Genomic DNA, 25,041 nt, shown 5'->3' on the forward strand with positions numbered 1-25,041 from the left:
TACGGACGATCTCCCGGGGGGAGCCATGGAGGACGAACAACTCCGAGTGTCGAAGGAGCACGGGGCCCGGAGCACCACGGCGATGGTGCTGGGCATGCTGACGGTCCTCGGCTGGGCCTGGGCGGCCTGGCTGATCCTCGCCCGGGTCGGCGGGGACTGCGGCTCGCCGGCCTTCTACGAGCCGCCCGGCTTCCACCTGCGGGAGGTCTGCGACTCCCAGGTCATCGGCCGGATCGGCGAGGCGGTCGCGGTCGCCATCCTGACGCTCCCGCTCTGCACCGCCTGGATCTGGACCTGCGTGGGACTGCGCGCCCGCCGGAAGGAACCGGACGCCCTGCTCGACCGGTAGCCTGCGGGCGGCCGGGGCTCACGGCCGGCCCTCACGACCCGAGTTCACGGCCGGCCCTCACGACCCGAGTTCGCGACCGGCCCTCACGACCCGAGCACCCGGCCGGGCCTCACGGCCGGGCGTAGAAGTCCGGGGTGCCCATGATCCAGAGGCTGGCCTGCTTGATCGGCATGCCCGCGCGCGGGGCCTCGATCATCTGGTCGTCGCCGATGTAGAGCCCGACGTGGTAGATGTCGGCGGCGCGTCCGGTGTCCGTCCAGAACACCAGGTCCCCGGGGCGCAGCTGGCGGTAGCCGATCCGGGTGCTCTGGGCGTACTGGTCGGCGGCGAAGTGGTTGAGCGGCCGGCCGCCCTCGCGCCAGGCCATCATGGTCAGCCCCGAGCAGTCGTAGCCGGCCGGGCCCTCGCCGCCCCAGATGTAGGGCAGGCCGATCTTGGACTTGGCGAAGGCGACCGCGGCGGCCGCGCCCTCGGCGGACCACGGGCGCGCGGCGGGCGGTACGGCGGCGGCCTGGGCGGAGGCCGCCGCGGCTTCGGCGGCCTCGGCCTCCCGGGCGGCCTGCTCGGCGGCGGCGCGGGCGGCGGCCTCGGCCTCGCGGGCGGCGATCGCCTCCAGGGCCTCGCGGCGCTTGCGCTCCAGCTCGACGGTGGTGTTCCGGGCGGCGGCCAGTTCGGTGAGCAGTTGCTCGCGGTGCCGGGTGGCGGCGGCCACCTCGCCCTGCTGGGCGGCCAGCCGCTGCTCGGCCCGTGCCCTGGCCGCACCGACTTCGGCGGCGGCCTTCTCGGCGGTCCCGGTGGCGGTGCGGGCGGCCGCGGAGGCGGTGCGGGCGGCGGCGGCGGTGGAGGTGGCGGCGTCCAGGATCTGCCGGGTGCGCTCGCTGACCTGGCGGACCGCGGCGGCGCGGTCGCCCGCCTCGCGCGGGCCGTGGGCGCCGAGCAGCGCGTTGAGCGCGGACAGTTCGGCGCCCGCGCCCTGGCGGTACGTTTCGGCGGCGAGCCGGGCCGCGTCCTCGGCGGCGGCCGACCGTTCGGCCTCGGCGGTGGTGGCGCGCCGCACGGCGGCGCCCTCCTCGGCGCGGGCCCGGGTGAGGGCGAGCTGGGCGCCGTTGTAGGCCTCGACGGCCTGTTCGGCGCCGCGTCCGGCCCGGTCCAGCTCGGTCCGGGCGGCGGTGAGCGCGGCTTCCAGGGCGGCGGTCGAGGAGGCCTTCCGCTCGGCCTCGGCCCGGGCGCGGTCGATGTCCTCGGTGCTCGGGTACGGCTCCTCGCCGCGGGTCCGGCCGAGCGCCGGTTCACCGACAGCCGGTCCGCGGCCGGCCGGTTCGCGGCCGGCTTGTTCGGTCGTCGCCGGTTCGCCGCCCAGCGGTTCGCCGGTCGACGGGGCGGCCTGGGCGGCTTGGGCGGCGGGGAGCAGCCCGAGCAGGGCGGTGAGCGACAACAGGAGGGTCGGCAGGAGCCTGCGCGCCACGCGACATCCCTTCTCACGGGTCCGGAGGGGACGGCGGCGGACGGCGCGCGGCGCACGGGCAGGCGGTGGCCGGGCGGCAGGAAGTCCGGACGAATCATCCCATCACATGACAGAACGGTCACATGACGCTCATATTCTCAATTCCGGCGGCCTTCAGACCCGGAAAGCGCTCCGCCGGTCGAGTGATCATCAGATGATCCGACCAGGATTCAGCTCCGGCCGGATGCAGGCGGTATGCGAACTACCGGTGGATCCGGCGGGTGTGCGTCCGCAGCCGGGGGTGTCGCTCGGGCCGGCGCTCCAGCCCGGTCGGGCCGACGGCATAGGTCCGGCTGCGCCCGGCCCGGACCGTACGGCGGCGCTGCCGCGCCCGGTGGGAGCGGCCCGGGCCGGCCGCGTACGCCGGGCCGTCCGCGGTCGTGGACTTGGCCGTCGCCCCGGCGGCGGCCGCCGAGCGGCGGTCGGCCAGCCGGGCCTGACGGCGGGCCAGCGCCCGGGCGGCGTGCGCGTCGAGGTGGGCGCTGGCCCGGGCGGCCATCCGCTCGGCGACCCGGTGGGCGGCGGGATGGTTGGCGGGCACCTTGTCGGGGGCGCCGGCGATCAGGTCGAAGAGCCAGGTGCGGGCCCGGTCGGCGCGCCGGTGCAGCAGGCGCTCGCGCCGCAGCGCACGCGCCCGGCGCCGGGGGCGCGTGGAGTAGCGCCAGCGGGCCCAGGGGCTGCTCGGGCGGGCCAGCCGGATCGCGCCGATCCAGGACAGGCCGGGAACCATGATTCCGAGCAGCCCGGTCCACACCTTGCCCTTGAGCAGGGTGATCACCGAGGCCAGCGCGTTCACCGAGATCACCGTGATCAGGCCCCACCTGGTCTCCTCGCCGGGCAGCGCGCCGAACGGCACGTACCCGATCAGCAGCAGGGCGGTGAACAGGATCCCGAAGATCACCGCATCCACCGACTTGCGGCCCTGCTCGCCCCAGTACACGTCGTCCAGGTGCAGGATCAGCGCGAACTCGTCCAGCACCAGGCCGCAGCCGATACCGAAGGCCAGCCCGAACCAGTCCATCCACGGCTGGCCGCCGTAGGTGGCGAACACCCCGATGCCGCCGAGCAGCAGGAAGCCCAGGCCGAACACCATGTGGTGGATGTGCAGGCCGCCGGGGGTCACGTTGCCGGGCCACCAGCGCACCTGGGCGCGGATCATCCGGACGCTGAACCGGATGAAGACGAAGGACGTGATGAAGCCGACCAGCAGCAGGAACAGCGGTTGCTTCTGCGCGTTGACGATGTGCTCGCGGTAGCTGTCCAGCAGTGTGGTCATGCGTCTTACCTTCGTTCCTGGTCCTGCGTGCAGCCTGCCGTGACATGGCCCGGGGCCCAATACGGGTCCAACACGGGTCAACGCGCGGTCAGAACCCTCGGGTGCGCTTGGCCGCCCGGCGCGGCACCGCCGGGTAGAGCGACGGGAGCTCGGCACCGACCGGCAGCTTCAGGAACAGCCGGGCTATCTCCCCACCGAGGTTCACCCCGACCGCCAGCGCCATCGCGATCGCCGCCGCCCGGAAGACCGACACCAGGCCGGCGCTGGAATGCCCCTGGGCGAAGGCGAGCATCCCGAGGTAGAGCGCCGAACCCGGCATCAGCGGGCCGATCGCGGCGGTCACGTACGGCAGCGCCGAACCGTTGCGGAAGCGCGCCATCAGCTGGCCGAAGAGGCCGACCAGGCCGGCCGCCACCCCGGTCGCCGCGATCGGGTTGACGCCCGCGTTGTAGACCAGCGCGCCGTAGCTGGCCCAGCCGATGCCGCTGTTCGCCGTGACCAGGGCGAGCGTGCGGCGGTCGGTCTGCAGCAGCGTCGCGAAGGCCAGGGTCAGCAGCATCGCGGCGACCAGCTGGACCGGCGGGGTACTGGTCCCCGCCAGGCTCTCGTCCGGCCGCAGCTTCGCCTCGGCGCCGACGCCCAGGTAGAGGATCACCATGACGCCTATCACGATGCCCGCGACCAGGTAGATCACTTCCAGCAGGCGGGCCGCGGCGGTGATGTAGAAGCCGGTCAGGCCGTCCTGGACGGCGGCCACCAGGGCACGCCCGGGCAGCAGGGCGAACAGGCCGCCGGTGATCACGACCGAGCCGCGCAGGCCCAAGTCGTTGAAGGACAGGATGATCCCGGAGGCGGCGGCCGGCATCGCGGCCGCCACGAACTGGTAGAACTCCGGCAGTCGGCGCCGGGCCAGCCCGGAGGCCAGCCGGTCGCCGAGGACGGCCGCGATGAAGGCGCTGGCGAAGACCAGCCAGGCCTTGTCGTCGATCTGCCCGCCGACCAGGAAGGTCGCCGCGCCGGCCAGCAGACCGGTGGTCAGGGCGAGCAGCCAGGCCGGGTACGGGTGCCGGTTGCGGCGGATCAGGGCGAGCCGGCGGTAGGCGTCGTTGACCGACACCTTCTCCGCGGTGATGTCCGCGACCAGCTCGTACACCGCGTTCAGCCGGGTGTAGTCGGAGGTGCGGCGGCGCACCACGCGGTCGGCGGTGACCGGCGGCTCGACCAGCGAGGGCTGGTGCGAGATGCCGATCAGGGTGAAGGTCACCTGCGGCTCGCAGCGGTCCAGCCGGTAGGCGTGCGCGATGCCGAGCATCGCCGCCTCGACGTCCTCGGCGGCTTCGCCGCTGGCCAGCAGCAGCTCGCCGATGCGCAGGGTCAGGTCGAGGATGCGGGGGACGTTGCGGGCGGCACCGGCGGAGGGGTGCATCTCGCGGGCGGTCCGCTCGAACGCGGGGCGCTCGAACATCGGGGTGCGCAGCAGGGTGCGCATGCGGTCCGGCCACGGCGCCTCGCCGGGGGCGCCGGGGGTCAGGTCCGCGACCGGGATGCCGGCGGGCGGGGTGTAGCCGGCCGCCCGCCACTCCTCGGGGGTGAGGGTGTCCTCGGCGACCGAACGGCGACGGGCCGGGCGGACGCTCCCGGTGCCCGCGTCCCGGGGGCCCGCGTCCTGAGGGCCCGCGTCCTGAGGACGCGCGTCGACGGTGAGCTCGGGGTGCGGCTCGGTCCGGGGCTCGGGGAGCGGCTCGGGCTCCGGGAACGGCTCGGGCTCGGGGAGCGGCTCGGGCTCGGGCGTCAGCAGGCCCTTGGTCTCCGGGACGGGCAGGACGAACGGGACGACGATGGTGGGATCGACGGGCGGGGCGGGGTGCCCGAGCAGGCCCTCGGTGGGCGGGGCCTCGGAGGGGTGCACCGGCTTCGGGGGTGTCTGCCGCACCCGGCGGACTGCCCGGCCTCCCCTCGCCCGCTTGCCCGCACCCGGTCGGCCCCGCTTAGGCACTTCCGCTCCTTGCCGCCCCTGGTGGCCGCCGGCCACCGCTCGATCTCGGGTTACACCATGCCTGATCGAACAGCCTGACGCACATGTACGCGACGTCCCACGGCCTGGGCGGCGGGCGCCTACCCGGCGCGGTTGCGGGTGGCGGGAACCTCGCCGGACCGGCGGGCCCGCAGCAGTTCGACCACCACCGGGATCACCGAGACCAGCACGATGGCGACCAGGATCGCCTCGATGTTGTCCCGGACGAACGGGATCTGCCCCAGGAAGTAGCCGAGCACGGTGACCCCGCCGCCCCACAGCACGCCGCCGACCAGGTTGAACACCACGAAGGTGCGGTAGTTCATCCTGCTCACGCCGGCGACGATCGGCGTGAAGGTCCGCACGATCGGCACGAAGCGGGCCAGCACGATCGCCTTGGGCCCGTGCCGGTCGAAGAAGGCGGCGGCCTTCTCGACGTTCTCCTGCCGGAAGATCCGGGAGTCGGGGCGGCGGAACAGGCCCGGCCCGACCTTGCGGCCGAAGAGGTAGCCGACCTGGTCCCCCGCCACCGCCGCGGCCACGATCAGCGCGCAGACCACCCAGAGCGGCTGGTGCAGGTAGGTGCCGCCGGCCACCAGCAGGCCGGTGGTGAACAGCAGCGAGTCGCCGGGCAGGAAGAAGCCGATCAACAGGCCGGACTCGGCGAAGACGATGGCCAGGATGCCGAGCGGACCGAAGGTGGAGATCAGGGCGGTCGGGTCGAGCCAGGACGGGCCGAGGGCGAGGCTGGTCACGGTGCGGGCACTCCCGGAGGTCGAGTCTCGGTCATGAAAAAGTAAAGCATTGACAAAGACTCGACCGGGAGTGGAAAGGTTCCCCCGGCCCGCGTCGGGCCGGGGGCGGTCGTACCGGAGCGGTCAGAGGCCGTAGCGCTCCACGATCTCCTCGTGTCGGGCGAGGTCCGCGCCGGCGGCCTCGGCCAGGGCCGGCCAGGCGAGCGGGTGCGGCCAGCCGCCGGTCAGCCGGTGCAGCAGCGCGTCCGCCTCGGCGGCCGAGGCGACCGGCGGCACCCCGAGGGCCGCGTAGATGCCGGGCAGCGTCTCGTCCTCGTCGGCCGGGTCGGTGATCCGGTACTGCTCCCCGCTGTACGCCCAGACCGCGTAGCCGGCCTCCTGCAGCCGCTCGCGCAGGGTGCCCCACGGTTCGTCGCCGGGCCAGCCGCCGTCGATCCAGTAGGTGGTGTACCCCGCCGGGTCGAGCAGGGTGAGCATTTCGAACACCGGTCGCCAGCGCCGCCGCTCCTCCTCGGGGGCGTCCTCGGCCGGCGGGCCCTCCAGCAGCGCCGGGGAGAAGACCACCACGTCGCCGTGGTTGAGCGTCAGGTCGTCGCCGAGCACCGGCAGGACGCGGGCGGTGGCCGGTCCGGTCCGGATGGCGGGCAGGTCGGCCGTCGCGCCGTTGGTGCGGGTGGCCCGGATGGTGACCAGCTGCCACTCCTCGTCCACCGGGCCCTCGGGCTCGTCGAACTCGATGCCGAGCAGCGCGCCGGTGGAGCGGACCACCGCCCAGTCCCGGTTGGCGCTGGCCGCGGTGATCAGGTGCCAGAGGTCGGGTTCCCGGACCGTCCGATGGTCCTCCTCGTCCGAGGCCTTCGCGGCCGGGGTCGCGGCCTCCGGGCCCTCCTCGTCCGGAGTGGGCTCGGCGGGCAGCGCGCGCTCCAGCAGCTCCTGGTAGAGCCGCTGCGCGGTGGCGTGGTCGCCCAGCTCGGTGGCGGCGCGGGCGGCGAGGCGGCGGGTGTTGAGCACCTCGTCGTCGAGCGCGAGGATCGCCTCGCACTGCTCCAGCACCTCGCTCCAGCGGCTCTCGGCGGCGGCCCAGCGGGCGCGTATCCAGTGCCCGTCGGCCGGGGCCGTGAGAGACAGCCGGTCGGCGAGGCGGCGCACGCCCTCGGCGTCCCGGGCGTCGATCAGCAGCTCGCCGAGCGTGCCGGTCAGCTCGCCGGCCCCCGGGTCGGCCTCCAGCCGCCGCCACAGCAGGTCGGCCGCGGCCCGGGCGTGGCCGAGCCCGCCCAGCACGGTGGCCAGGAGCACCGTCAGCCCGGTGGCGCCGGCCGGCTCATCCCGGTACCGGTCCAGGGCGACGGAGAGCAGGTCGGCGCCGACCTCGAAGGGCACCTCGGCCTCGGCCAGGTACGCCGTCAGTTCGCCCGGCGGGACGGGCAGCGCGGGCTCCGGCAGCGCCTCGGCGGCCGCGCGCAGGGCGGCGATCTCCTCGGCCACACCGTCGGTGCGGCGCAGCCGGGTGAGCTTGCGCGCCCCGGTCGCGGCGAGGGTCAGCGCCACCGTGCGGGCGCCGCGGGCGAGGGCGAGCCGGCCCGCCGCCAGCAGCAGGTCCACGCACGGACGGTGCGCGCCGGCGCCGTCCAGGTAGCCGACCCAGCCGGCCAGCACGGCGCCCAGGTCGGCGTCGTTCTCCCATGCGCCGGCCGCGACCAGCAGCTCGACCGTCTGTGTCCAGGCGGGCCGCAGGTCGGCGTGGAGCTCGGCCTCGGCCCGGTCGGGGAGCAGGGCGAGCGCCTCCTCCGTCCGGCCGAGCGCGGCGAGCGCGCGGGCCCGCAGCAGGGCGCCCCAGCGCTGGTCGCGCTCGTCGAGCCGGTGCCCCTGCGCCTGCTCGGCCCGCTCGGCGGTGTCCAGCAGCTCCAGCACCTCCTCGTACCGGCCCAGCAGGTGCAGGGTGCCGGCCCGGGCCTGGTGGAAGCGGAGCGAGATCCGCTGACCGGCCGCGCGCATCCGGTTGGCGGCGGTGTCCAGGTGGTCGAGCGCCTCGGCCGCCCGGCCGTCGTCCTCCAGGGCGTCGGAGTACTCGCGGGAGAGGCAGTCGTAGCAGGCGCGGCCGGGCTCGATCCGGTCGAGCGTCTCGCCGACCACCTCGAGCCGCTCCGTCACGTACCCGGGCCCGTCGACCCGGGCGTGGCAGATCGCGAAGTCCTGCACCACGCAGACGGACTGCGGGCAGCCGACGGTCTCCTCCCGGTGGGCGAACTCCAGCAGGTCGATCGCCTCGGGCATGACCGCCTCGCCCTGCTGGCGCTTGTTCAGCAGGTTCTGCATCCGCCAGTGCCGCAGGTAGACCTCGACCCAGGGCAGGTCGAGCGACCGCGCGGCGGCGAGGGCCTCCGGGTAGAGCGCGTCCAGCTGGTCGTTGCGGCCCTCGGTGGCGTGCTCGGGCAGGTCGACGATGGCCTCGGCCAGCCGGTGGTGACCGGCCTCGACCAACTGCCGGTGGGCGTCGCGCACCCAGGACCAGATGTCGGTGGTCATGCTTCTTCCCTCTGCGTCGTGCTGATGAGTTGTCTACCGCGGACCACTGACAATCCGTCCGTCACGCTTCGCCGGTCTTGCTTCGCCGGTCTTGCTTCGCCGGTCAGGCTTCGTCCGTCAGGCTTCGCCGGTCACGCTTCGTCCGACAGGGCGCCGGGGCTGTCCGGGACGTCCGGCAGCCCGGCCGGGACGGCGGCGGTCAGGGCGGACACCGCGGTGCCGACGCCGGTCAGCGCGGCGGTGAGGTCGCCCTCGGCGGGACCGGAGGAGGCCGCGGCCATGATCACCTTGAGCGAGCGGAGCAGCCCGGCGGCGGTGGCGCTGCCGGTGTGTCCGGTGCGGTAGGCGGTGAGCAGGTCCTGGACGGCCGGGCACGCCAGGTTGAGGTAGAGCCGGGCCCTGACCTCGCCGTCGGTGCGGGCGGTGAAGGCGCGGGCCAGCCGCAGCGCGGCGGACGGGATCCGGGCGTCCGCCTGGTCGTCCTCGATCCGGGCCTTCAGCTCGGCCTCGCGGTCCGGGACCAGCACCAGCGGCAGGCCGGGCGGGTCGAAGCGGGCCGGGACGAGCTGCTCGCCCTGGTCGGCGAGGGCGCCGGCCAGCCAGGCCGCCTCCCCCTCCGGCAGCGGCCGCTCCGGGTCGCGGAACAGCTCGCGGTTGCCCTGCTCGCTGCCCAGCTCGACCAGCCGGCAGCCGCGCAGCTGCGCGTAGCGGCGCAGGAAGGGCAGCACGGCGTAGCGGTCGCCGCGCGCGATCGGCACCCGCATGGCCCGGTACAGCATCTCCTCGAAGCCGCCGCCGCTGCCGAGCGCGACGTGCACCGCTCCCCCTCCGGCGGCGCGCAGCGCTCCGGCGGTGAGGTCGCCCTGCGAGGTGGGCACCGGGACGTCGTCGGCGAGCAGGGTGAACAGCCGCTCGTCGCAGAGCGCGGCGCCGAGCAGGTCCTGGCCGTGCCGGGTGAGGATGCGGCGCCAGGCGGCGGGTCGCAGCCGGGCCGTCTCGTACAGGCCGTCCACGATGGCGTCGGTGAGGGCCTTCTGGAGCGCGCGGTAGTGCTCGTCGCGTTGGAGGTCCTCGCGGCTGGCGGTGGGGGTGAGCCGGCTGGACTCGACCACCCCGCCGATGAACCCGGCCCAGCTGGGCAGCAGGTCGCGGGCGTCCTCGGCGAGCAGCATGCCGCGCAGGTAGACGGCGAGGTCGCGGTTGTCGCTGCTGCCGTAGGTACCGCCGTCCTGGACCCAGAGCAGGCCGATCGCGTCGGTGCCGCCGTCGACCGGCTGGACCGGGAAGGCGGTGAGCGGCTCGAAGCGGCGGCCGAAGGCGGTGGCGAAGCGCATCCGGGCGGCGTGCCGGTCGCCCTCCACCCGTTGGCGCCAGGGCACCTCGACGGAGTTGACGGGCTGCTCGTCGTCGCCGACGTAGACCGGGATCGGGAGCAGCACGCAGTACCGGGCGAGGACTTCGCGCAGCGTGGGCTCGTCGGCGAGGTGGGCCTGCTCGGCCTTGAGCGCCAGCTCGACCACGGTGCCCGGGCGGGGCCGGGCGGGCACCGGCTCGACCCGGTACTGCTCGCCGCCGCGGCTGCGGTAGCGGTGGCCGAGCCGCGGCTCGCGGTGCGAGGTGGTGGTGACGGTGACCTCGTCGGCGATGGAGAAGGCGGACAGGAAGCCCAGCCCGAAGGCGCCGATCAGCTCCTGATTGCCGGTCAGTTCGCGCAGCATGCGGGTGTAGCCGGTGCCGACGGTGGCGAGGTAGGAGTGGATCTCGGGCTCGGTGAGTCCGGCCCCGGTGTCCTCGATGGAGACGGTGCGCCGGGCGGCGTCGGCACGCACCCGGATCAGCGGGCGGTGGTCGCCCTCCGGGTCCTCCAGGAGCCGGCGGGTGTGCGAGTCGTGCGCGTTCTGGACGAGTTCGCGCAGGGCGACCAGCGGGGTGGAGTAGAGGTGGGTGGCGAGGACGTTCACCAGGCCGCCGAGATCGACCTCGGTCGTCCGCAGTTCCTCGACGGGGGTGGGCTCGAGCGGGGCACCTTCAGACATGGGTCCCCAGTGTGCCAGTGCGACAATCTGCCCACCATTTCTTTCTTCTTGACCGACTTCCGGGCTGACGGACGGCCGGCCTTCCGGACTGACGAACTGCGGTCAACCCCAATTGACCAGGCCTCCACCATCGGAGGAATTGCCACCCATTCGATGGAGTTCGTCCACATCGCTGGTGAATGCTGAGCGGGCGACGTCAGGCAACGGCGCCTCGGAGCGGCCACTCCGAAGCGCGCCACAATTCGCACTTCCAGTCAGGGAGACCAGCGTGTCCCGTATTCGCGCAGCCGCCGCCGTCACCGCCCTCGGGGCGTTCCTCCTCGTCGGCGTCGGTGCCGCCACCGCGCACGCCGACAACAGCGCCGGCGCGATCGACCACTCCAACGGCAGCGTCGTGAACAACGTCGGCTCCAACAACATCATCGGCAACGTCCACGGCAACGTGGTCAACACCCAGCAGACGGCCACCGGTTCGGGCGCGAGCAACCAGAACAACGGCCTCGCCGTGACCGGCAACGGCGGGAACATCGGCGCCCTGCAGGGCAACGGCAACGTCGACGCCCGGGTGTACTACCCGAACGTCCTCAACTAGGCCGCGCCCACCGGGCCGGGTGCCCGCCCCGCGCTGGACGAATTCCAGGGGGCGGGCGCCCGGCCCGTGTCGCGTCTCAGGGCAGTCGAGGTATCAGGGCAGTCAGGTTTCCGGGCAGTCAGGGTTTCCGGGCAGTCACGACGGTGAAGGCGGCCAGGGCAGGCCAAGCACGGCCCGGCCGAGGCGCAGCAGGCAGTCCCCGAGATCCGGCCGGGTGCTGTGCGGGCGGTTCCGCACCCCGTCGTTGACCAGCGCGAACAGCGCGTGCACCCGGATCCGGGCGGCCGCCGCGTCGTACTCCGGACGCACCTGCCGCAGCAGGCCGACCCAGGTGCGCAGGAAGTCCCGCCGGAAGTCCACCGCGGCCCGCCGGTCGGGCGGGGCCAGCCGCTCCGTCTCGCTGAGCATCGCGCCCAGGTAGTCGCCGTTGCGCAGCGCGAAGCCCACGTACGCGTCCAGCCCGGCGGCCAGCGCCGCCCCGGGCCCGTCGGCGGCCGCGATCGCGCCGCCCACCTCGTGCCAGAGCCGCTCCCGGCTGCGCACCAGCGAGGCGGCGAGCAGGTGGGCCTTGCTGTCGAAGTGCCGGTACACGCTGGGGCCGGAGATGCCGACGGCGGCGCCGAGCTGGTCGGTGCTGACGTTGTCGAAGCCCCGCTGGTGGAACAGCCGGACGGCCGCCGCGAGCAGTTCCTCCCGGCGGGCCTGCGGCCCGGGTTCGGGCGCCGGTCCGGCCGCGGGCTCGACGGTCGTGCCGTCCAGCGAGACCGCGAGGACGGCCGCGACCAGCTCGCGCAGCAGCGCCTCGGCACGGCGGGGCTGCGGCACGGCCGACTGGTAGGAGAGCCCGGCGCAGGCCGAGAGCGCCGACCAGCAGAGCAACTCGGCGTCATCCGACGCCAGTTCGGGACGCTCCGCACGCAGTACGACGGTCATCGGCGCGACGTCCGCGCGCAGCTCACGGCGCAGCGCGGCCCGCCGGTCCGGCGGCAGCAGCCGGGCGTCGCGCTGCACCAGGGTGCCGAGCGGGCGGTGGCCGACCGCGACGGCGGCCAGCGCGGCGCCGAGCTCCTCGGTGGTACGGGCCGCGCGCAGCCCTTCGGCGAGCTCGTCCAGCCCCAACCGGACGGCGCGGTCGAGCAGTTCGGGCTTGCCCCGGAAGTGCCGGTAGAGCGCGGGCGCGGTGATGCCGACCCCGGCGGCGACCTCGGTCATCGAGACCTGGTGGTAGCCGCTGCGGTGGAAGCGGTCGGCAGCCACGGCGAGGATCTGGGCACGCCGCCCGCGCGGCCGTCGGACCACCATGGCACGCCTCCCTCCCGTCCGGCCGGACACTCCGCCCGTACCGTTCCGAGCACCCCGCCCGTACGGCTCCGAACGCCCCACCCGGTGCCGTCCGGGCGCCCCACCCGGTGCCGTCCGGGCGTCGACCGAAGGCTAGCAAGGATTCACTTGGCGCCCCCGCCGACCTTGATTTCCACGCCTGTCGACTCTGGACAGCCGAAGCTACCCGGGATTAACTTGTGGGGCCATCACCTGGTACGTTCCGCCCCGCCGGCAGCTCCGGCCGGCACCGTCGAAGGGAGCGCCGCCGTGCGCCGCACCGTGTTCAACGAGGACCACGAGGCCTTCCGGGAGACCATCCGGGACTTCATCGCGGGCGAGGTCGTCCCGGTCTACGAGAGCTGGGAGGCCGAGGGCCACCCGCCGCGCGACTTCTACCGGCAGCTCGGCGCGCTCGGCGTCTACGGCATCGAGGTGCCGGAGGAGTACGGCGGCGCGGGCGAGAGCGGATTCAAGTACCAGGCGGTGATCGCCGAGGAGACCGCCCGGGCGGGCGTGAGCTTCGGCTCCTCCGGCGTGCACACCGGACTGGTGCTGCCGTACCTGCTGGAGTACGCGAACGAGGAGCAGAAACGGCGCTGGCTGCCCGGCTTCGTCTCCGGCGACATCATGACCGCGATCGCGATGACCGAGCCGGGCGCCGGCTCCGACCTCGCGGGCATCACCACCACCGCGCGGCTCTCCGACGACGGCACCCACTACGTCCTGAACGGCGCCAAGACCTTCATCACCGGCGGCGTGCTGGCCGACCTCGTCCTGGTGGTCTGCCGCACCGCCCCGTACGACCCGGACAACCGCCGGGCCGGCCTGTCCATCCTCTGCGTGGACACCACCTCGGCGGGCTACACCGTCGGCCGCAAGCTGCAGAAGATCGGCCTGCGCACCTCGGACACCGCCGAGCTGGCCTTCAGCGACGTCAAGGTGCCGGTGGAGAACCTGCTCGGCGAGGAGGGCAAGGCCTTCTCCTACCTGACCCACAACCTGGTCCAGGAGCGCCTGGCGATCGCCGTCGGCGCGTACGCGGCGGCCGCGGCGGGGGTGCGGTTCGCGGTGCAGTACGTCAAGGACCGCAAGGTGTTCGGCAAGGCCGTGGCCGAGTTCCAGAACACCAAGTTCACCCTGGCCGACTGCGAGGCCCAGGTGGTGGCGCAGCAGTCGATGGTGGACCGCGCGCTGGAGCTGTACCAGCACGGCGAGCTGACCGTGGCCGACGCGGCCGCGGCGAAGCTGTTCTGCACCGAGTCGGCCTCCACCGTGATCGACAAGTGCCTCCAGCTGCACGGCGGTTACGGCTACATCCTGGAGTACCCGATCGCCCGGCTCTACACCGACAACCGGGTGTTCCGGATCTACGGCGGCACCAGCGAGGTCATGCGCAGCATCATCGCCAAGTCGCTCGGGCTGTAGGCCCGTTCGGGTCCGTTCGGGCCCGACGGCGTGGCGAGCCGCACCCCCATGGCGGCCCGCCGCGCCGCTGTCCGGGGGCTGTTGTCCGGGGGGGCTGATGTCCCCGGGGCTGGTGTCCCCGGGGCTGGTGTCCGGCGGGCGGGTCACTCAGTTGGGCGGGTCGCTCAGTTGGGCGAGCTGTGCTCGGCGCGCCAGGCCTCCCAGCCGGCTGAGGAGGCCACCCGCGCCTCGCGCAGGGCGCGGTGGGCGAGCGCGGTGGGCGGGGTCTCCAGGCCGCGCACCCAGCCGCGGCCGGCCGTGATCAGTGCCGCGCACACCATGGCCGCCCCGGTCGCGCTGAGCACGGTGCCGATCGCGGTGAGCGCCACGCCCCCGGTCACCAGTGAGCGGTTGACCTGGAACCCGTTGAAAATCTGCTTGGTCGCCATGCCTCCACGATGCGGGAAGTCGGCGAGGCCTGCACCTCGGACCGCTCGGGGTTGGCCCGCACGGGCCGGACCGCTCCGGGTGCGGGAGGCCGGGATGTCCGCGACCCTGGGCACACGGAGTGAGGAGGCGGCGCGATGCCCGATCTCGAACAGCTCGCCGTGGAACACGCCGCCCTCGCGGCCGAGAGCCCGCACGGGCGCAGCGCCCACCTGGTGCTGCACGACGGCGCCCTGCGGCAGACCGTGATCGCGCTGACCGCCGGAACCGCGCTGGACGAGCACAACCCGCCCACCGCCGGAAGCGTCCAAGTGCTGCGCGGCCGGGTCTCGCTGACCATCGCCGGGCGGCGGCTGGAGCTGTCGACCGGCCGCCTGGAGCCCGTCCCGCAGGAGCGGCACGGGCTGCTGGCGCACGTCGACTCGGTGGTGCTGCTGACCGCCGTCACGACCTGACGGCCCGAGCCGAACCGAGCCGAACCGAACCGCTCAGCCGGACGTGAAGACGCTGGCGCTGACCAGCCGCAGCCCCCGCAGGAAGTCCTGTCCGCTGGGCGCGAGTTCGGGCGCGGCCAGCCACTGGGCGGCGTAACCGGCCAGCAGGGTCTGGTAGAAGGCGCCGCGGACGACCTCCTCCTCGGTGTCCGGCACCTCGGTCAGCCCCTGGAACAGGGCGGCGAGCCCCAGCCGGCCCTCCTTCTGTGCCTCCGTGAATGCCTGCGCCAGGTCGGGGGCGTGCGCGGCCTGGGCTAGCGCCTCGAACTGGGCCGCCCAGAGCCCCCGGTGCTCGACGAAGACGTCCCGCAGGCCGTTCCAGACGGCGGCGAAGCGCACCTCCGGGTCGTCCGACACCTGGTTGGCGGCGAACACCACCACGCCCAGGGCCTCCCCCATCTCGCCGATCGCCTCGATCATCGCCGCGTTGAGCAGCGCGTCCTTCGAGCCGAAGTGGTAGCCGATCGCGGCCAGGCTGACACCCGAGGCGGTGGCGATGTCGCGGGCGGTGGTGCGCCCGTAGCCCTTCTCGTACAGGCAGCGCTTGGCGCCTGCCATCAGGTCTTCGCGGTTTCCCATGCCCCCGATCCTACGGAAGGACTGCACAGATGTCTTGCACGGTCGTCTTGCACGAGCGATTTACACATATGTACTAGACAAGCGTCTGACACGCTCGTACTGTCTACCTCATGACCGCAACCACCGGCCGCGCAGGCCGTCGCGAATGGATCGGCCTGGCCGTCCTCCTGCTCCCGACCCTCGTCCTCGCCATGGACATGGGCGTGCTCTTCTTCGCCGTCCCCTACATCTCCACCACGCTGGCGCCGAGCGGCACCCAGCAGCTGTGGATCATGGACATGTACTCGTTCCTGCTGGCCGGGCTGCTCATCACGATGGGCTCGCTGGGCGACCGGATCGGCCGCCGCCGGCTGCTGATGATCGGCGCCACCGGTTTCATCGGAGCCTCGCTGCTGGCCGCCTGGTCGCACGACGCCAACCAGCTGATCGCGGCCCGCGCCCTGCTCGGCACCGCCGGGGCCACCGTGATGCCCTCGACCCTCGCGCTGATCCGCAACATGTTCCACGACCCCAAGCAGCGGCAGATCGCCCTCGGTGCCTGGGGCGGCATCCTCACCGCCGGGGCCACCCTCGGCCCGGTCACCGGCGGCCTGCTGCTCGACCACTTCTGGTGGGGCTCGGCCCTCCTGCCCGCCGTCCCGGTGATGGCCCTGGTGCTGCTGACCGCGCCCGCCCTGCTCCCCGAGTACCGCGCCACCGCCCGCACCGGCCGCTTCGACCTGCTCGGCGCCGCGCTCTCGCTGGCCGCGATCCTGCCGCTCGTCTACGGGATCAAGACCCTCGCCATCGAGGGCTGGAGCACGCTCCCCGCGCTCGCCGTTCCGGCCGGCCTGCTGCTCGCCGCCGCGTTCGTGTGGCGTCAGCGCACCGCCGCGAACCCGCTGCTCGACCTGAGCCTGTTCCGGATCCGCACCTTCAGCGGCGCGATCAGCGTCAACACCATCGCGATGTTCGCGATGATGGGCTTCTCCCTCTTCACCTCGCAGTACCTGCAGCTGGTCAAGGGCATGAGCCCGCTGATCGCCTCGCTCTGGTCGCTGGTGCCGAGCGTCGGCGTCGGCGCGGCGGTCGGGATCAGCTCGGCGCTGGCCGGCAAGGTCCGCCCGGCGGTCCTGATGGGCGGCGGGTTCCTGATCGGCGCGGTCGGCTTCGCGATGATGACGCAGGTCGGCGCGCACTCCCCGCTGGCGCTCATCCTCACCGCGGCGGGAGTGCTGGCCGCCGGGACCGTCGGCACCATGACGATGACCGCCGAGATGGTCGTCTCCGCCGCCCCGGTCGAGCAGGCTGGCGCCGCCGCCGCCACCTCGGAGACCGCGGTCGAGCTCGGGAGTTCGCTCGGCATCGCTCTGCTCGGCGCGGCCGGCGCCGCGGTCTACCGCCACCAGCTGGACGGCGCCCTTCCGACGGGCGTCGACGGCGAGGCCGCCCGGACCGCCCGGGACACGCTCGGCGGCGCGGTCACCGTGGCCGCCCACCTGCCCGGCCGGCTCGGCGCCGACCTGCTGGAGACCACCCGCGCCGCCTTCACCGACGGCCTGCACGTCGCCGCCGGGGTCGGCGGGGTCCTCGCCCTCGGCGCCGCGCTCCTGGCCTACCGCCTGATGCGCCACCTCCCGGCCGCCGCCCCCACCCCGGCCCCCGAGGAGGCTGAGCCCGAGACCGAGGCCAAGCCCGCCACCGTCACCGTCTGACCCACCCCGGCCCGATCCACGCGAGTCATCGAGAGCCCCCGCCCACACCAGGACGGGGGCTCTCCGCCGTCTCCGACGGCTGGATCCACATCTGCCGGTGTCGCGGCGGTTGCCTACCGACATGACCCCGACGACCAACACGCCGGCCTCGACCGTGTAGACGACCCGGTAGTCCCCGACCCTCAGTCGCCATCGGGCGTGGTGCGCCTGAAGGGCCTTGATGTCGAACGCCGAGGCGTCGCCGGCGTCCAGCGCCCTCTGGAGTTCGGTGAGTCGGCGGAGGATCCGGACCACATCCGGCCTGGGCACCTTGAGAAGCTCCCGCTGAGCGCGCTGGCTGAACCGCGTGACGTACCCCATCGCGATCAGCCGTGGTGCTCGCGAGGCATGGCGGCCATCGACTCGATCACTGGCTCAGTCATGCCGCATATTCGCCTCGGCGTGCCAGGGTGAGCGGCATGGGTGCTGATCGGGCGCGGGTGCGCGGGAGTTACGACACGGTGGCGGCGGAGTACCTGGAGCGGGTCGGGGGTGAGCTGGCGTACAAGGCGGTGGACCGGGCGCTGCTGGGGGTGGTCCTGGAGGAGGCGGCCGGCGGGGTGGTGGCGGACCTGGGGTGCGGGCCCGGGCACGTGGCGGGGTGGCTGGCCGGGCACGGCGCCGAGGTGGTCGGGGTCGACCTCTCTCCGCGCATGGTCGAGCTGGCCCGGCGCGAGCAGCCGAAGGCCGCGTTCCGCACCGGCGACCTGCTGGCGCTGCCCGCCGCCGACGGGGAGTTCGCGGCCGCGGTGGCGCTGTACTCGGTGATCCACCTGGAGCCGGACGAGTTGGCGCCCGCGTTCGCCGAGATGCGGCGGGTGCTGCGGCCCGGCGGGGTGCTGCTGGTCTCCTTCCACCTGGGCGCCGAGGTGCGGCGGATGGAGGAGTGGTGGGGCCACCCGGTGGACGTGGACTTCCACTTCCTGGAGACCGGCACCGTCGCCGACCGCCTCGCCGGGGCCGGGTTCACCGTCGAAGCGCGGATGGAGCGCGAGGGCCTGCCCGAGGAGGCCCCCACCCGGCGCGGCTACCTGCTGGCGCGACGGACGGAGTGAGCGGGGCGGGCGGCGGCGGACGCAATGAGCGTCCACCCCGGGGTGGACGCACCACCGTCCACCCCGGGGTGGGTGCGCCGGCGACCCCACGGGAGCACCGTGGAAGGGTCCCTCCGACCGCCGGGAGCCGCCCCATGTCCCTGCCCACCCTCCTCTCCCTCCTCGGCGTCCTGTGCTGGGTCGCCTACGAGCTGCTGCTGCGCCGGCGCGCGGACGCCGCCGCCGGCCCCTGGCACGCGGACCGCCGTGACCGCGGCTCGACCCGGCTGCTGCTCGGCTGCTACTGCACCTCGGCGCTGGTCGTGGTGCAGTTCGACCGTGGCTCGATCGGCCAAGTACCGGCCTGGGCACGCTGGTTCGGGGTCGTGATGGTCGCCGCCGGGCTGGCGCTGCGGGCCTGGGGCATGCGCACCCTGGGCGCCTACTACACCCGCACCCTGCGCACCGTGGACGCCCAGCGGGTCGTCCGCACCGGCCCGTACCGGCTGATCCGCCACCCCGGCTACGCCGGCAGCCTGCTGGTCTGGATCGGCTACGCCCTCGGCACCGGCAGTTGGGCGGCGGCTCTGGTGGTCGCGGCGCTGCTGTCCGCCGCGTACGGCTGGCGGATCGCCGCCGAGGAGCGGCTGCTGCTGGACTCGTTCGGGAGCGAGTACGCGGAGTACCGCCGGGTGTCCAAGCGACTCGTGCCATTCGTCTACTGATCGCACCGGGGCGGGCTGCCGATGCGGGCTCCGCCCGGGCCCTCCGGACTCCGCCGTCTCACAATCCGCTCGAGCGGCACCTGGTTTTTGGCCAGCGTTTCCCGGCCGGTGTATCCGTTCGCCGTGAGGGCCAGGCATACTGGCCAGCACGGGCTCTAGCGCCCGCCATGACTCTAGACAAGAAGGGACCGGTGGCCAGGGATGCTGCGGAACGGTCTTGAGCCCTGGCACATCTTCGTGGTGCTGGCGGTCGTCATCCTGCTGTTCGGATCGAAGAAGCTGCCGGAGATGGCACGCGGCCTGGGCAAGTCGATGCGCATCCTGAAGGCCGAGACGAAGGCCATGCGCGAGGACGAGACCCCGGCGGACGCCGGCACCGCGCAGAGCACCGCCGCTCCCCAGCAGAGCGCGGACCGTCCGGCCGTCACGCCGACCAACGTGACCAAGGCCGAGGACACGAAGCGGCCCGAGACGAACATCTGAGTCTCCCCCTTCTCCGGAAAGCCCCTGGTGAACCCACCAGGGGCTTTCCGCTGTCCGGGGGCGCTCGCCCCACCGGAACCCGCCTGCTGAGGTGGTACGGCGGGTGCCCGACGCCCCGGTCGCCGTGCTGACCACATTCGACGACGACCGGCTCTACCCGGCCCTGGCCGCCGGGGCCTGCGGGTTCCTCGCCAAGGACGTCGAACCGGCCACGGTACCGGACGCCTTCCGGCGGGCAGCGGCCGGCGACAGCCCGTACAGCCCGTCCGTACTGCGCCGGGTGGTCGCCCGGGCGTCGGCCGACTGGACGGGACCGGAGCGGCGGGAGGCGGCGGCACGGTTCACCGAGCGGGAGGGCGAGGTGCTGCGACATCTGGCGGAAGGGCTCTCGAACGGCGAGATCGCCGACCGGATGCACCTCGGGGTGACGACGGTGAAGACCCACGTGTCGAGTCTGATGACCAAGGCCGGCAGCCCGAACCGGGTCCGGCTGGCAGTACTGGCGATCCAGCAGGGGCTCACCTGAACGGAGCAGGCGGACGGGCGGCGCGGGCGGCTGACGGGAAAGGCTGGGCGGGATGTCCGAGAACCCGCCTCCGCCACCACCACCCGCCGATGTGCGGGCCTGGTCGGGGATGCTGGCCGCGTTCACGCTCCTGATGGTCGCGTACTTCACGCTGCCTCTGGAGTGGTTGGGCGAACGGCGGCCGGTGCTGAGCTGGGCAGTGTTCGCGGGAGCGCTGGTCGGAATGACCTGGTTGATGCTGGTCAAGATCGCGGGTGTGCTGCTGGGGACGGTGAAGCGGCCGGTGGTCTGGCTGGCCTTCCTGATCTGCCTGGCAGTGACCATCTTCTCGGCGACGTACTACGTGTTGGGATCGCACAAGGCCGAGTTCGCCGGGCTGGAAACCCGACTCGACGCGCTGTACTTCACGGTCGTGACACTGGCGACGGTGGGCTACGGCGACATCACGGCCTCGGGGCAGTCGGCCCGATTCGTGGTGGTCCTGCAGATCGGGTACAACTTCGTGTTCCTCGCGGCAGCGGCCGGAACGGCGTCCCGGACGATCCGGGGGAACGTGGAGCGGCGCATCCGGAAGAAGAGCTGACTCGGGGATTCGGCGCGGCGGGCCTGTGCACGCGACCCGCCACACATCCGGTCGGTCTAGCTGTCCTCGTCGGGCGGGGCCACGCGGAGGGCGGTGACAACACCCAGGGCGACGGTCGCGAAGGCGAGGGCGAGGAGGGCCGCGAACGCGGTCGCGATCAGGAATCGCACGAGGCGTCCCGCTCGGCGTCCAGGAGGAGCACGAGCAGGTTCAGGAGGGTCGAGGCCGGCGCCGTGTTGAAACGGACGAGGACCCGGCCGTCCATGGTCCGGTCGGTGGCGGCCGAGGGCCAGATCAGGCCGAACTTCCGTCCGCGCTCCTGAACTTCGGCCAGAAGGGTGCGGATGTGGTCGTCCGTGTAGTGCCGGATCCGGGGGTCGGTCGGCAGCATCGGCCGGCGGTTCACGCGGCGGAGTCCAGCTCGCACTCGAACCAGACACACTTGCCGCGCTCCTGGGGAAGGACGCCCCAGCGGCGGGTGAGGCCGGCAACGAGCTGGAGACCCCGGCCGGACTCGGAGAGCGGGGAGGGGGTCTGCTCGATGGGGAGGACGGGGCTCTCGTCGGAGACCGAGACCCGGAGGACCTTGCCGAGGAAGAGGATGTGGATGATCGGCGCGGGGGTGTTCCCGTGCCTCCAGGCATTCATCAACAGCTCACAGAGGGCGAGTTCGGCGTCGAAGGTGGCCGAGGACGGCCACCCCGCGCGGACCATCGCGTCCCGGAGGGACTGGCGGGTGAGGGCGAAGGAGGGCGTGTTCAGGTGACGCATGGGAGATCTCCCGGGCGTGATTGAGAAGGAAGAACCGGCGGACACGTCGCCGTGAGCCAGGCCAGGCAGATGGGCATGGCTGCTCTGCGGTGCGGACAGCGCGCATTACTGACGATCCGTCGGATCGCTGTGAGAACGACCATAGCGCAGGCGGGGCTCAAATTTGAGCCCACCATAAGGGGTCTTCACCCGAACGTGGCACCTCCGCCCTCGAGGCCTACGGCAGACTGGTCATCATGGCGCTACGACCGAACCCAACCCTTCGCCAGCGGCGGATCGGGGCCGAGCTGCGGAGGATGCGGGAGCAGGCCGGCCTCGGCGGCAGCCAGCTGGCGCGCGAACTCGGGATCCAGCCCGCCCAGATCACGCAGATCGAAAGCGGCAAGGGTGGGGTCAGCGTTGAGCGGCTGCGGACCATCGCCGCCGTGTGCATGTGCACCAACCAACCTCTGATCAACGCCCTCGCCGACGTGATCACCGAGCGAGACAAGAACAGTTGGTGGGAGGAGTATCGCGGATCCGTTTCCACGCACCTGCTCGACATCGCAGAAGTGGAAGGCACAGCGAAGAAGCTCACCACCTACACGATCACGTTCGTTCACGGGCTGCTACAGACCAAGGCCTATGCCGCTTCCGTCTTCGCTCGCGCGATTCCGCCGCTACCGGACCACGAGGTCGATGTCCGCACAGACTTCCGGATGAGGCGACAACAAAACGTCCGATCTGGCACGACACCCATCCGCGCTTTCATCCATGAGGCAGCGCTTCGGATGCAGTTCAGCGGCCCGAAGGTCCTCGCCGAACAGCTCGACGCCCTGATCGACCACTCCGAAGACCCCAAGGTCTCGATTCGGGCCGTGCCGTTCGACGTCGAGTCCCTGCCCGGGCCAAGCGAGAACTTCACCTACGCAGAAGGTGCCGTAACCGAGCTGGACACGCTCCAGATCGACACCAGCCACAACAGCATGATCTTCGACTCGCCTGCACAGCTCGCGAGCTACCGCGAGATCCTCAGGCGGATGGCTTCAGTTGCGCTCTCCGAGCAGGAGTCACGAGACTTCATCCGGCAGATCAAGAAGGAGATTGAAAGCAAGCATGGATAGCTCCGCATGGCGGAAGTCCAGTTACTCCGGCTCAAGCAACGCATGCGTGGAGGTCCGCACGATGGACGGGCGCATCGAACTCCGCGAGTCCGACGAGGGCCACCTCATCCTCCGCACCACCCCCGCCACCTTCGCCACCCTCCTCCACGGCATCAAAGCCGGCGAGTTCGACCATCACGCCTGAACCCAAGTGGCCCACCACGGGACGGCTGGAGCCGAGCGACTTCGACCGCGCGGAGACCGGCGTTGCCGACCGCTTCCACCTCGCGATGGCCGGATACGAACAGGGCGTCGGAGCGCGGTATCAGCACGTCCTCACCGAAATGGGCGGTCCCGACGCGGAGACGCTTCACGATCTCATCCTCGCGGCGATGATCAGCTGTGACCTGCTCGGCCTTTCGAGGTGGCTCGACCAGCGGCACGGGCCCGAGGCTTTCCGCCGCACCTTCCGCTCACCGGCCTACACCGGGCCCGACCCCGGTGAGTAGACGTCCTTTCGTGGCGCGGGAAGTCGGCCGGGCTGACTTCCCGCGCAGAACACCCGCTGAAGGGCTCGCTGCACAGAAATATCCACAGGCTGTGGACAACGTCGTGGATTCAGGAGCGGCTGGTGTCGATGACGCAGAAGCGGTTGCCCTCAGTGTCTGCAAGGACGACGAAGTCCGGGTCCTCGGGGTAGAGGTCCCACTCCACGCGCTCGGCGCCGAGGGCGAGCAGGCGTTCGACCTCGGCGGCTTGGTCCTCGGCGTCCCCGGCGTAGAGGTCGAGGTGGACGCGAGGGTGGTCCTGGACGGGGGACTCGCTGAGGGCGAGGGCGAGCTGTACGCCGCTGCCGCCCTCGGCGGGTTCGAGGACCGTCCAGTCGTCCTCGACCAGGCCGCCGCGCGGGACGTAGTCGAGCGCCGCCGCCCAGAAGGCGACGGCGCGGGGCATGTCGGAGACACCGAGGACGAGGGAACCGATCGTCAGCATCCCGCCATTGTGGCGGACCGTCAGTCGTCCTGGAGGTCGGCGGCGGTGTGGAGGGTGGCGAACAGGGCCGAGAGGCGGGCGTTCCAGTTGGCGTAGGTGGGGGCGTCGATGGCGTGCTTCTTGGCCATGTCCTTGATCACCCGCTGGGCGTTCTTGAGCTCCTGCGCCGCCTCGTCCGGGTTGCCCTCGTTGAGGCGGGCGGATGAGGCGTCGAGGATCCTCAGCAGCTCCACCTGCTTGTCGCGCTCCTTGGGGACCTGGGCCTGGGCCACCGCCTGCCGGAAGGACTGGAGCTGCAGAGCCGCCGGCTGGTTGCGCGGGACGGCCTGGGTGGGTGTCGGGGCCGCCGGCGGGGTGGTGGGGGCGGCGGAGGGTGCGGTCCCCGCCGGGGTGGGCTTCGCGGCCGGGCCGGGGGCGGTGGCAGCCGGGGGCACCTTGGTGGCGGCGGCGTTGCCCGCCGGTCCGTCGAAGGCGGTGAGGGCCAGGGCGGTGACGCCGGCGAGGCCCGCTATGCCCAGCGCGCCGAGGACGAGGGGCTTGCGGCGGCTGGTGCGGGCGGGAGCCGGGGCAGGCGCGGGGGCGGGAGCGGGAGCAACCGGAGCCGGAGCCGGGACCGGCGCCATCACCGAGGTGGCGGCCGGGGCTTGGGGCGGCAGCAGGGTGGTGTGCTGCTGGTTCGGTGCGACTGCGCCCGGGACGGGGACGGGCGGCAGCATCTGCGTCGGAGCGGCCGTGGCCAGCAGTTCGGCCGTCGGGTCGCCGACGACCAACCCGGGGACGGTGGCCAGCAGTTCGGCCCGGGCAGCAAAGGCGTCGGCCGGACGGCCGGCCGGGTCCTTGGCGAGCAGCCGCAGCACCGCCGCATCCAGGGCGGGTGGCAGGCCGGGGCGCCGCCCGGACGGCGGCAGGGGCTGCTCACTGACGTGCTTGAAGGCGATCGCCACCGGGGTCTCGGCCGTGAACGGGGTCGCGCCGGTGAGCATCTCGGTCAGCACGCAGCCGACCGCGTACAGGTCGGTCCGCCCGTCCAGCGCCGACGCGGTGGCCTGCTCGGGCGACAGGTACGCCGCCGTCCCGAGCACGCTCGCGGTCTGGGTCAGGTTGCCGGAGGAGCCGGCCCGGGCGATGCCGAAGTCGACGACCTTCACACCACCGTCGTCGGTGATCATGATGTTCCCGGGCTTGATGTCCCGGTGCACCAGCCCGGCGGCGTGCGCGACCGCCAGCGCCTCGCAGACCGCCGCCGCGATGCCGATCGCCCGCTCCACCGGCAACTGGGGCTGCTGCGCCAGCACGGCGGCCAGCGACCGGCCGTTGACCAGCTCCATGACGATGAACGGGGTGCCCTGGTCCACACCCGAGTCGAAGACCATGACGATCCGGGGGTGCGCCAGCATGGCGGCGTGCTGCGCCTCGCGGCTGAAGCGCTCGGCGAAGCGGGGGTCGTCGGCGAGGCCTCCGTTGAGGACCTTCACGGCCACCTGGCGGCCCAGCACGCGATCGACGCCGCGCCAGACGGTGGCCATGCCGCCGACGCCGAGCATGTCGACGAGTTCGTAACGCCCGTTCAGCGCCCGTCCGATCACCTGGAGCTCCCCTCACGTGCCCTGCCCGGGGTCCCGGGCCGCCTCGTGCACCCGTGCACGATAGCCGTACGGCCTTGCGACCCGGCCGGGGGCGGAGGGGGGGGGGGGGGGGGGGGGGGGGGGGCGGCGCCCCCCGCCCCGCGCGGGGGGGGGGGGGGGGGGGGTGGTGCCGTTGTAGTGGGCGACGGCTTCGATCTTGGAGAGGGGGGGTGGGCCGTCGGGCTGG

General features: G+C 73.0%; 25 protein-coding genes and 1 pseudogene. 12 read left to right on the forward strand and 14 right to left on the reverse strand.

Translation table 11 applies throughout. The features are described from left to right. Positions 1–25 precede the first annotated feature (25 nt). Positions 26–349 (forward strand): hypothetical protein, encoded by a 324-nt coding sequence (locus ACZ51D_RS30125; RefSeq protein WP_465625294.1) that lies wholly within the window; start codon positions 26–28, stop codon positions 347–349. Between the two features lie 109 nt (positions 350–458). Here ACZ51D_RS30125 and ACZ51D_RS30130 read toward each other — a convergent pair whose 3' ends face one another. From ACZ51D_RS30130 to ACZ51D_RS30155, 6 genes are all read right to left on the reverse strand, one after another. After that, positions 459–1,814, reverse strand: a complete 1,356-nt coding sequence (locus ACZ51D_RS30130) for a C40 family peptidase (RefSeq protein WP_465625292.1) — start codon at positions 1,812–1,814, stop codon at positions 459–461. 241 nt (positions 1,815–2,055) lie between these two features. Continuing rightward, positions 2,056–3,129: a hypothetical protein gene (locus ACZ51D_RS30135; RefSeq protein WP_465664019.1), complete on the reverse strand. Its 1,074-nt coding sequence runs from the start codon at positions 3,127–3,129 to the stop codon at positions 2,056–2,058. A gap of 88 nt (positions 3,130–3,217) precedes the next feature. Further along, entirely contained in the window at positions 3,218–5,062 is a 1,845-nt protein-coding gene (locus ACZ51D_RS30140; RefSeq protein ID WP_465625288.1) for a threonine/serine exporter family protein, read from the reverse strand. Positions 5,063–5,244: 182 nt separating this feature from the next. Continuing rightward, a complete protein-coding gene (locus ACZ51D_RS30145; protein ID WP_465625286.1) occupies positions 5,245–5,898 on the reverse strand; it encodes a DedA family protein in 654 nt (217 codons plus the stop codon). Between the two features lie 123 nt (positions 5,899–6,021). After that, positions 6,022–8,424: a coiled-coil domain-containing protein gene (locus ACZ51D_RS30150; protein WP_465625284.1), complete on the reverse strand. Its 2,403-nt coding sequence runs from the start codon at positions 8,422–8,424 to the stop codon at positions 6,022–6,024. A gap of 131 nt (positions 8,425–8,555) precedes the next feature. Then, entirely contained in the window at positions 8,556–10,460 is a 1,905-nt protein-coding gene (locus tag ACZ51D_RS30155; protein WP_465625282.1) for an ATP-binding protein, read from the reverse strand. A gap of 268 nt (positions 10,461–10,728) precedes the next feature. Here ACZ51D_RS30155 and ACZ51D_RS30160 point away from each other — a divergent pair, with 268 nt between their 5' ends. Continuing rightward, positions 10,729–11,052 carry a hypothetical protein gene (locus ACZ51D_RS30160; RefSeq protein WP_465625280.1) on the forward strand — a complete coding sequence of 108 codons (324 nt, stop codon included), beginning with the start codon at positions 10,729–10,731 and terminating at the stop codon, positions 11,050–11,052. A gap of 135 nt (positions 11,053–11,187) precedes the next feature. On the opposite strand, the gene ACZ51D_RS30165 is transcribed toward ACZ51D_RS30160, so the two are convergent. After that, a complete protein-coding gene (locus tag ACZ51D_RS30165; RefSeq protein WP_465622595.1) occupies positions 11,188–12,354 on the reverse strand; it encodes a TetR/AcrR family transcriptional regulator in 1,167 nt (388 codons plus the stop codon). Between the two features lie 288 nt (positions 12,355–12,642). On the opposite strand from ACZ51D_RS30165, the gene ACZ51D_RS30170 reads away from it, so the two are divergent. Continuing rightward, a complete protein-coding gene (locus ACZ51D_RS30170; RefSeq protein WP_360495999.1) occupies positions 12,643–13,800 on the forward strand; it encodes an acyl-CoA dehydrogenase family protein in 1,158 nt (385 codons plus the stop codon). A 164-nt stretch (positions 13,801–13,964) separates the two neighbouring features. Here ACZ51D_RS30170 and ACZ51D_RS30175 read toward each other — a convergent pair whose 3' ends face one another. Beyond that, complete coding sequence (locus ACZ51D_RS30175) at positions 13,965–14,228, reverse strand: hypothetical protein (protein ID WP_360496002.1); 264 nt, start codon at positions 14,226–14,228, stop codon at positions 13,965–13,967. Positions 14,229–14,363: 135 nt separating this feature from the next. Here ACZ51D_RS30175 and ACZ51D_RS30180 point away from each other — a divergent pair, with 135 nt between their 5' ends. Further along, positions 14,364–14,681 (forward strand): cupin domain-containing protein, encoded by a 318-nt coding sequence (locus ACZ51D_RS30180; protein ID WP_360496004.1) that lies wholly within the window; start codon positions 14,364–14,366, stop codon positions 14,679–14,681. A gap of 33 nt (positions 14,682–14,714) precedes the next feature. Here ACZ51D_RS30180 and ACZ51D_RS30185 read toward each other — a convergent pair whose 3' ends face one another. Next, positions 14,715–15,299 carry a TetR/AcrR family transcriptional regulator gene (locus ACZ51D_RS30185; RefSeq protein WP_465622598.1) on the reverse strand — a complete coding sequence of 195 codons (585 nt, stop codon included), beginning with the start codon at positions 15,297–15,299 and terminating at the stop codon, positions 14,715–14,717. Positions 15,300–15,409: 110 nt separating this feature from the next. On the opposite strand from ACZ51D_RS30185, the gene ACZ51D_RS30190 reads away from it, so the two are divergent. Further along, the gene (locus ACZ51D_RS30190; RefSeq protein ID WP_465664020.1) at positions 15,410–16,993 is read left to right on the forward strand and encodes an MFS transporter; all 1,584 of its coding nucleotides are present in this window, start codon (positions 15,410–15,412) and stop codon (positions 16,991–16,993) included. A gap of 90 nt (positions 16,994–17,083) precedes the next feature. Here ACZ51D_RS30190 and ACZ51D_RS30195 read toward each other — a convergent pair. Beyond that, positions 17,084–17,353, reverse strand: a pseudogene (locus tag ACZ51D_RS30195) (type II toxin-antitoxin system RelE family toxin); the annotation flags it as partial. Between the two features lie 98 nt (positions 17,354–17,451). Here ACZ51D_RS30195 and ACZ51D_RS30200 point away from each other — a divergent pair. The 5 genes from ACZ51D_RS30200 to ACZ51D_RS30220 all read left to right on the forward strand — a co-directional run bounded on the left by ACZ51D_RS30200 (position 17,452) and on the right by ACZ51D_RS30220 (position 20,383). Then, positions 17,452–18,087 carry a class I SAM-dependent methyltransferase gene (locus ACZ51D_RS30200; protein WP_465622602.1) on the forward strand — a complete coding sequence of 212 codons (636 nt, stop codon included), beginning with the start codon at positions 17,452–17,454 and terminating at the stop codon, positions 18,085–18,087. Positions 18,088–18,221: 134 nt separating this feature from the next. Then, the gene (locus tag ACZ51D_RS30205; RefSeq protein WP_465664021.1) at positions 18,222–18,791 is read left to right on the forward strand and encodes a methyltransferase family protein; all 570 of its coding nucleotides are present in this window, start codon (positions 18,222–18,224) and stop codon (positions 18,789–18,791) included. Positions 18,792–18,992: 201 nt separating this feature from the next. After that, entirely contained in the window at positions 18,993–19,274 is a 282-nt protein-coding gene (gene tatA / locus ACZ51D_RS30210) for a Sec-independent protein translocase subunit TatA (RefSeq protein WP_465622605.1), read from the forward strand. Positions 19,275–19,377: 103 nt separating this feature from the next. Next, on the forward strand, positions 19,378–19,800 hold the full coding sequence (locus tag ACZ51D_RS30215) for a response regulator transcription factor (RefSeq protein WP_465664022.1): 423 nt from the start codon (positions 19,378–19,380) through the stop codon (positions 19,798–19,800). A 109-nt stretch (positions 19,801–19,909) separates the two neighbouring features. Further along, positions 19,910–20,383: a potassium channel family protein gene (locus tag ACZ51D_RS30220; RefSeq protein ID WP_465622608.1), complete on the forward strand. Its 474-nt coding sequence runs from the start codon at positions 19,910–19,912 to the stop codon at positions 20,381–20,383. A 157-nt stretch (positions 20,384–20,540) separates the two neighbouring features. On the opposite strand, the gene ACZ51D_RS30225 is transcribed toward ACZ51D_RS30220, so the two are convergent. After that, positions 20,541–20,789 (reverse strand): hypothetical protein, encoded by a 249-nt coding sequence (locus ACZ51D_RS30225; protein ID WP_465622610.1) that lies wholly within the window; start codon positions 20,787–20,789, stop codon positions 20,541–20,543. Beyond that, positions 20,786–21,154, reverse strand: a complete 369-nt coding sequence (locus ACZ51D_RS30230) for an ATP-binding protein (protein ID WP_360496030.1) — start codon at positions 21,152–21,154, stop codon at positions 20,786–20,788. Before ACZ51D_RS30230 ends, ACZ51D_RS30225 begins: the two co-directional genes overlap by 4 nt. Before the next feature lie 236 nt (positions 21,155–21,390). Here ACZ51D_RS30230 and ACZ51D_RS30235 point away from each other — a divergent pair, with 236 nt between their 5' ends. After that, positions 21,391–22,257, forward strand: a complete 867-nt coding sequence (locus ACZ51D_RS30235; protein ID WP_465622611.1) for a helix-turn-helix domain-containing protein — start codon at positions 21,391–21,393, stop codon at positions 22,255–22,257. Continuing rightward, positions 22,250–22,441, forward strand: coding sequence for a DUF397 domain-containing protein (locus ACZ51D_RS30240; RefSeq protein ID WP_465622613.1), 192 nt, complete (start codon positions 22,250–22,252; stop codon positions 22,439–22,441). Before ACZ51D_RS30235 ends, ACZ51D_RS30240 begins: the two co-directional genes overlap by 8 nt. Positions 22,442–22,854: 413 nt before the next feature. On the opposite strand, the gene ACZ51D_RS30245 is transcribed toward ACZ51D_RS30240, so the two are convergent. Both ACZ51D_RS30245 and ACZ51D_RS30250 read right to left on the reverse strand, forming a co-directional pair. Continuing rightward, on the reverse strand, positions 22,855–23,229 hold the full coding sequence (locus ACZ51D_RS30245; protein ID WP_465622615.1) for a VOC family protein: 375 nt from the start codon (positions 23,227–23,229) through the stop codon (positions 22,855–22,857). A gap of 20 nt (positions 23,230–23,249) precedes the next feature. Next, positions 23,250–24,815 (reverse strand): protein kinase domain-containing protein, encoded by a 1,566-nt coding sequence (locus ACZ51D_RS30250; RefSeq protein ID WP_465622617.1) that lies wholly within the window; start codon positions 24,813–24,815, stop codon positions 23,250–23,252. Positions 24,816–25,041 lie beyond the last annotated feature (226 nt).

The organism is Kitasatospora sp. NPDC033851, assembly GCF_055576085.1.

Bases quoted from the DNA above. Each gene is read 5' to 3' on its own strand.
- ACZ51D_RS30125 (WP_465625294.1), top strand. From the start codon at position 26: ATGGAGGACGAACAACTCCGAGTGTCGAAGGAGCACGGGGCCCGGAGC.
- ACZ51D_RS30135 (WP_465664019.1), bottom strand. From the start codon at position 3,129: ATGACCACACTGCTGGACAGCTACCGCGAGCACATCGTCAACGCGCAG.
- ACZ51D_RS30150 (WP_465625284.1), bottom strand. From the start codon at position 8,424: ATGACCACCGACATCTGGTCCTGGGTGCGCGACGCCCACCGGCAGTTG.
- ACZ51D_RS30155 (WP_465625282.1), bottom strand. From the start codon at position 10,460: ATGTCTGAAGGTGCCCCGCTCGAGCCCACCCCCGTCGAGGAACTGCGG.
- ACZ51D_RS30165 (WP_465622595.1), bottom strand. From the start codon at position 12,354: ATGGTGGTCCGACGGCCGCGCGGGCGGCGTGCCCAGATCCTCGCCGTG.
- ACZ51D_RS30175 (WP_360496002.1), bottom strand. From the start codon at position 14,228: ATGGCGACCAAGCAGATTTTCAACGGGTTCCAGGTCAACCGCTCACTG.
- ACZ51D_RS30180 (WP_360496004.1), top strand. From the start codon at position 14,364: ATGCCCGATCTCGAACAGCTCGCCGTGGAACACGCCGCCCTCGCGGCC.
- ACZ51D_RS30185 (WP_465622598.1), bottom strand. From the start codon at position 15,299: ATGGGAAACCGCGAAGACCTGATGGCAGGCGCCAAGCGCTGCCTGTAC.
- ACZ51D_RS30190 (WP_465664020.1), top strand. From the start codon at position 15,410: ATGACCGCAACCACCGGCCGCGCAGGCCGTCGCGAATGGATCGGCCTG.
- ACZ51D_RS30200 (WP_465622602.1), top strand. From the start codon at position 17,452: ATGGGTGCTGATCGGGCGCGGGTGCGCGGGAGTTACGACACGGTGGCG.
- ACZ51D_RS30205 (WP_465664021.1), top strand. From the start codon at position 18,222: ATGTCCCTGCCCACCCTCCTCTCCCTCCTCGGCGTCCTGTGCTGGGTC.
- tatA (WP_465622605.1), top strand. From the start codon at position 18,993: ATGCTGCGGAACGGTCTTGAGCCCTGGCACATCTTCGTGGTGCTGGCG.
- ACZ51D_RS30220 (WP_465622608.1), top strand. From the start codon at position 19,910: ATGCTGGCCGCGTTCACGCTCCTGATGGTCGCGTACTTCACGCTGCCT.
- ACZ51D_RS30230 (WP_360496030.1), bottom strand. From the start codon at position 21,154: ATGCGTCACCTGAACACGCCCTCCTTCGCCCTCACCCGCCAGTCCCTC.
- ACZ51D_RS30235 (WP_465622611.1), top strand. From the start codon at position 21,391: ATGGCGCTACGACCGAACCCAACCCTTCGCCAGCGGCGGATCGGGGCC.
- ACZ51D_RS30240 (WP_465622613.1), top strand. From the start codon at position 22,250: ATGGATAGCTCCGCATGGCGGAAGTCCAGTTACTCCGGCTCAAGCAAC.
- ACZ51D_RS30245 (WP_465622615.1), bottom strand. From the start codon at position 23,229: ATGCTGACGATCGGTTCCCTCGTCCTCGGTGTCTCCGACATGCCCCGC.